Below are 5,922 nucleotides of genomic sequence, written 5' to 3'. Positions count from 1 at the left end.
TCTGTAATGCGGTACCCAACCCGCGGATATCAGCATGATCCACCGTCGAGATGTACTGCTACGTCGCCCTCAGGAAATTCCAACAATATGAATTCGAGAAACTGAAAAACCGATCCCGATTGACACCGGGAGTCATATCAGCGGGCAGCACGCGCTGGTCGCGCACTTGCGCGACGACAATCGTACGCTGCCTGACAATGCGGTCCGGTGTATCAATTGCCACGGCCACGCGGACAACGCAGCGTCTTTTGCGCCCCCGTTGACAAGCCAGTATCTGCTCAGCGATACCCGCCGACGCGGCGGCCCGCCGAGTCGTTACGATTTGGGCTCGTTCTGCCGTGTCCTGAATGTCGGCGTCGATCCGACAGGAATCGTGCTGAAGAAAGCGATGCCGCAATACACGTTCAGCGATACAGAATGCGCAGCGCTTTGGAGCTTTGTCACCGCCCGGTAGGGCTTCGCCCGCTGGACATGTGAAGTTTTCTCGCACGGCTCATTGAACTGGATGACGCATACACTCGAACAAACGCGCCAGATCTTCAGCGCTTCGGGTCAGTGTTTCAAATGCCCTCGCGCCAAGGACTATATTCAAACTCTGCCTTCCGGCTGATCGCCCGCTACGGGCGTCGACGGATCATTCCGTCGACTACTTGCGTCAGGACAGATCCAAGGGTGTGTGTCATGAGATGTCCCATTCGTGCATGGTTGGTGCGGCGGGCTACGCAGGTGACGGCGGTCTCGCGGTTCAGGCGATGCTGTCGGGTCCAAGGGGGCTCGCGTTCGGGCGTGACGGAGCGCTGTATGTCGCCGATGGTTTCAGGATCCGCAAGATCACCGGACTCCCAGGTCGTCACCGCTGGGATTGCCGGGACAAACGGCGCTACGGCCTTGACGGCAACGATGGTGACGAAGATTGAGGTCAGAGTTGCAGAGCAAAACAACGGGCATCGCTTGGCCCAGAGAAACCGAAGCTTTCAGGAGCCTGTCCATGTCCGCGCCGAGAATCAGCGTTCTGCTGCCGGTCTTCGAGGTCGAGGACTATATCGAAGACTGTCTGGATTCCCTGCTGTCACAAACCTGCACTGATTTCGAAATCATCGCCGTCGACGACAGCAGCCCCGATCGCTCAGGTGAAATCGCCGCCCGCCTGCTCGCGCAACAGGATCGCATTCCATGGAAGTTGATCAGGAACACCGACAATAAAGGGCTCGCTGAAACGCGAAAAATCGCCGCATCGGAAGCGCGCGGCGACTATGTGCTCTGCGTCGACAGCGACGACCACGTTCATCGCGATCTGATTCGCACCGTGCTGCGCGAAGCCGATCAGCACGACGCCGATGTCGTCATTTTCGCCGCCGAACACGTGAGCCCCGATGGCGCCGTCAACGCTCGCATCGATTCCGGCGACTGCATCATCACCGGCGTGCAAGCCGTGCAGAAAATCATGGGACTGGAACTGCAAGCCTTTTGCTGGAACAAACTCGTGCGCCGTTCCATTTTCGTCGCGGCCGACCATCCGTGCGGTCTCATCTACGAAGACATTTGCGTGACGGTGCAGACGCTCGCCAGCGCGAAAATCGTGCGGCTCATTCCGGACAGCCTTTACTCATACATGTTCCGCGAATCGGCAATTTCCAGGCGCTTCAACCCGCGGGTCGTCGATCTTTTTGTCATCATCGACCGCGTTGAAAAACGCACTGCGTTCCTCCCGATTCCCGACTACAAACGTCTGTTGTTCCGGCTCAGATACATCTTCGGATACCGCGCGATCGCGTTTCAGGCCGCTATGACCGCGCCGAGCTACGAGCTCGCGAGCCCGATCCTATATAGCGTTTCGAAGAAGCTGCGTGTGAAGCACCTGATCGGCATGTATGCAGACGGACGGCCGAAGCTCTCCGTTGCGATGACGATGCTCAAGATCCATCCGTGGATCTTCTATTGCTTCGTGAGACGCTTCAATCATCACTGATCCTGCGAAATGCGCCATCTGGCACATAACGCAGAGCGCGTTGGAAGTATCCGTTTAACCCTCTGAAAGGCACGGCGTTTGCGTACCCCAACGGGCCGCGCCTACTGACGACGAAATCTGGTGACCCTGTGCGTGTGACATATATGATGGACTTATGCTTATGCCGCGCTTGTCCTGAACTTTAATCGAAGTATTGAAAACGGTCTAACCATGGCGAATCCACTCCGACAGAACATCGTCGCGCTGACCATCCTGCAGGCGGCTAACATGCTGCTGCCGCTTGCAACCGTTCCCTACCTGTTGCGCGTGCTGCGCCCGGAACACTTTGGCGCATACATCTTCGCACAAGCCATCATTGGCTACCTCGTACTGCTGACCGACTACGGTTTCAACTGGTCATCGACTGCCCACGTCGCACGGGTCCAGAATGACCGGTACGCGGTGTCGAAGATCTTCTGGGCGACGCAAGGCGCCAAGGCGCTGATCGCGGTGGTCTGCCTCGCGATGCTGCTGTTAGCGGCGTTGTTCGTGGCAAGACTGCGCGAATTGCTGCCGGTTCTGCTGGCGACCTATCCGGTCGTGATCGGAACGGTGCTGTTTCCCCAGTGGCTGTTCCAGGGCCTGGAGCAGATGACGCTGACTACCGTTTCGATGCTGAGCGCGCGGCTGCTGCTGCTTCCGCTCACGTTCGTCCTGGTGCACTCGCCGGCCGACACGTGGATCGCCTCGCTGATCAGCTCGATGAGCGTGGTTGCTGCCGGACTCGTCGCCTCGTTCCTGATCGTAAAAGACCGGATGATTGTCGCGATGGTGCCGGGCAAGGCGGAGATCCTGGAGACGCTTCGTGACGGCTGGCACACGTTCATTTCCACCGCAGCGATCAGTTTGTACACCACCACCAATAGCGTGGTGCTCGGATTTATTGCGGGGGATGCCGCTGTTGGCTTCTTTGGCGTCGCCGACAAGATCCGCAACCTCGCCCAGGCGCCGCTCGTACCGGTCGCCAACGCGGTGTACCCGCGCGTGACGGCGCTCTTTTCCGAAGACTCCGCCAAGGCGTTTGCGCTGGTGCGCAAGATGTTTTACCTGGCGGGCTCGTCCATGTTGCTGGCTTCGGTCGCGCTGTGGGGCGGCGCCGAGTTGATCGTTCGTATCGCGATGGGCTCCGGGTACGAACCGGCCGTGATCGTCCTGAAGTGGATGGCGCCGATGCCACTGCTCATCGGGCTGAGCGGTGTATTCGGCGTTCAGCTGATGCTGCCGCTCGGCATGAAGAAGAAGGTCAGCGAGATCCTGATCGTCGCCGGCCTGTTCAATCTTGCCATCCTCGTGCCGCTTGTATGGTTTTACGGCGCTCAGGGCGCGGCAATGTCAGCGCTGGCCACCGAGTTTCTCGTCACGGCCTCGATGGCGCTTTACCTGATCAAATGCAAGGTTCCGGCTTTCCAAACGAGGGTGCGCACAGATGAAATATGACTTCCTTATCGTAGGCGCCGGCTTTGCGGGCGCGGTCTGTGCCGAACGCCTCGCGGCAAGCGGAAAACGCGTGCTCGTCGTCGACAAACGGAATCATATAGGCGGCAACGCCTACGACCGGCACGATGAGAACGGCGTGCTGATCCATCCGTACGGTCCGCATATCTTTCATACCAACAGCAAGCGGATATTCGAATACCTGTCGGCTTTTACCGATTGGCGCTTCTACGAGCATCGCGTGAAGGCCTATGTAGACGGGGGCCTCTATCCAATACCGATTAATCGCACGACGATCAACAGGTTATATGGCCTCGACCTGAACGAGCAGGCCACCGTGGCGTTTCTCGAGTCGGTAAGTGAAGCGCGAGGAACCGTCTCCACCAGCGAAGACGCGGTGCTCAGCAGCGTTGGCCGCGATCTGTGCGAGAAGTTTTTCCGTGGCTATACGCGCAAGCAATGGGGACTCGATCTTTCTGAACTGTCCGCGGGTGTCGCTGCGCGAATCCCGACACGTTCGAACGACGACGACCGGTACTTCACCGATACGTATCAATTCATGCCGGCGCAAGGCTACACCGCGATGTTCGAAAGGATGCTTGGCAGTCCGGACATCGAGGTACGTCTGTCGACCGACTATAACGAGGTGAAAGCGAGTATCGAATGCGGACACCTTGTGTACACAGGACGGATTGACGCGTATTTCGGCTATCGCTTCGGCAAGCTGCCGTACCGCAGCCTGGATTTTCAGCACCAGCATCTGAGCGACGTGGAGCGCTTTCAGACGACAGGTACCGTCAACTATCCGAACGATCACGAATACACGAGGATTACGGAGTTCAAGCACCTCACCGGGCAGCAGCATCCGGGCACCTCGATCGTCAGGGAGTATCCGCGAGCCGAAGGTGAGCCGTACTACCCGATTCCACGCAAGGAAAACGAGGCATTGTTCCTGCGCTACAACGCGCTTGCGGAGACAGTTGCCGATATTACTTTTGTGGGCAGGCTCGCGCAGTATCGCTACTACAACATGGACCAGGTCGTTGGTGCGGCGCTTAAAGCTGCGGAAGGGCTCATCCAGAGCGCAGCAATCAGCGAGTGCTAGCGGGCACCTGAGAGCTTTCCTGGGACTGACTGGAAGATTCGGAGCATCGCATAGGGAGTTCGGAAGATGGAAAAGTACCTGGTCGTTCTGAGGTGTGGAGACCGCTCCTTGCATCCGCAATGGTTCAGCGGCGGAAAGACCCCGCGCTTTGACCTGATACTGAGTTACTACGGGAAAGACAAAAATTTTGCGGACGACTTTGCTAAAACCATACATCGATTCAAGGGATCAAAGTGGGAAGGTCTTCACGACTTCATGTTGCGAAACGCCGAATTGGTTTTGCAATACCGCTACATCTGGCTCCCGGACGACGATATCCTGACCGATGTTCAAACGCTCAACGAGTTCTTCGACTATGTAGAACGGGAGAATTTCGCACTCGCGCAACCGTCTCTCGACCAGAGAAGCTACTTCAGTCACGCAACGACGTTGCAGAACAGGGCGTTCGAGTTTCGTGAAACCAATTTCGTGGAAGTGATGGTGCCATGTTTCTCGTCGAATGCCTTGCATGCGATAAAGGACAGCTTTGGATGGACCAGCACAGGCTGGGGTCTGGATTACCTGTGGCCCAAACAGGTCGCCCCGCTAGGGAAGGTTGGCATTGTCGACCGTTTTGCCGTGTTGCATACACGGCCGGTCGCCTCAGCGGACCACAGCATGGCGTGGTCGGAATTGCATCAGACGCTCGCGCAATACGGAATGCGCGCGTCGATCAAGGTTCTGCGGGGCAGAACACGCTACGTAGGCAAAACCTATGCGAGCGGTCGGCTGGGCAACCCAATGTTGTTCATGCATGCAGTAAAAGGCAGCCATCCTGCGCGACGGAAAAATCTCATCGCCTATCTGGGGCTGCTGAAAGAGTATCTTCCGTGGCTTCACTATACCAAGCGCAAAACGCAGCCATATCGGGCTCCGAATGGACGTTCGAGTCCCTTAGGGTAACAACATGGATGATTGATTTGAATGCCGTATCGCTGCTGCGCCGTAGTGATAAAGGCACCGGCATCACCAATCTTGTGAACGCCTGAAACGGCTCTTCGATCCGAACACGGCCAAAGCTAGCCAACCGGGTTGCGGCTCCAGCAGCTTTCGTCCAGCACTTTGCTGACTAACCAGCACTTCGCAAGCTGAACAGCGTCGACTACCCGCGACCGGCACTAGCCTCACGAACTGGTACGCAATGTGCAAGGGTTGATCGCATCGCAACGCTTCATGAAAGCAGCCTTCACCCCGGAGACCACATGGCCACCTTGCATCAATCGAAAATAAGGCAACGCTGATTACTAAGCCGAAACAAAGTAACCGGACATGGGTCAAGCCGCGTAGCGGACTGACGGATGTTGAAACATGGATCGGACCAAGGCCGGAATCTTCT

At 57.3% G+C, this 5,922-nt stretch carries 6 protein-coding genes; all 6 read left to right on the top strand.

What is annotated here, in order from left to right; genetic code table 11:
* Positions 1–166 precede the first annotated feature (166 nt).
* The 6 genes from HDG33_RS36510 (at position 167) to HDG33_RS36485 (ending at position 5,489) form a co-directional block, all read left to right on the top strand.
* The gene (locus HDG33_RS36510; protein ID WP_184041142.1) at positions 167–454 is read left to right on the top strand and encodes a hypothetical protein; all 288 of its coding nucleotides are present in this window, start codon (positions 167–169) and stop codon (positions 452–454) included.
* A 232-nt stretch (positions 455–686) separates the two neighbouring features.
* The gene (locus HDG33_RS36505; protein ID WP_246530000.1) at positions 687–917 is read left to right on the top strand and encodes a hypothetical protein; all 231 of its coding nucleotides are present in this window, start codon (positions 687–689) and stop codon (positions 915–917) included.
* Between the two features lie 71 nt (positions 918–988).
* Positions 989–1,969: a glycosyltransferase family 2 protein gene (locus HDG33_RS36500; protein WP_184041140.1), complete on the top strand. Its 981-nt coding sequence runs from the start codon at positions 989–991 to the stop codon at positions 1,967–1,969.
* Between the two features lie 210 nt (positions 1,970–2,179).
* The gene (locus HDG33_RS36495) at positions 2,180–3,445 is read left to right on the top strand and encodes a flippase (RefSeq protein ID WP_184041138.1); all 1,266 of its coding nucleotides are present in this window, start codon (positions 2,180–2,182) and stop codon (positions 3,443–3,445) included.
* Positions 3,435–4,547 carry a UDP-galactopyranose mutase gene (gene glf, locus HDG33_RS36490; RefSeq protein WP_184041136.1) on the top strand — a complete coding sequence of 371 codons (1,113 nt, stop codon included), beginning with the start codon at positions 3,435–3,437 and terminating at the stop codon, positions 4,545–4,547. Before HDG33_RS36495 ends, glf begins: the two co-directional genes overlap by 11 nt.
* Positions 4,548–4,613: 66 nt before the next feature.
* Positions 4,614–5,489, top strand: a complete 876-nt coding sequence (locus HDG33_RS36485) for a DUF707 domain-containing protein (RefSeq protein WP_184041134.1) — start codon at positions 4,614–4,616, stop codon at positions 5,487–5,489.
* The last annotated feature ends 433 nt before the right edge of the window (positions 5,490–5,922 follow it).

Origin of the sequence: Paraburkholderia sp. Cpub6 (assembly GCF_014201065.1) — a bacterium.
Taxonomy (GTDB): domain Bacteria; phylum Pseudomonadota; class Gammaproteobacteria; order Burkholderiales; family Burkholderiaceae; genus Paraburkholderia; species Paraburkholderia tuberum.
The sequence above is the reverse complement of the archived record's forward strand: the minus strand, read 5'-3'. Positions and strand labels throughout refer to the sequence as shown.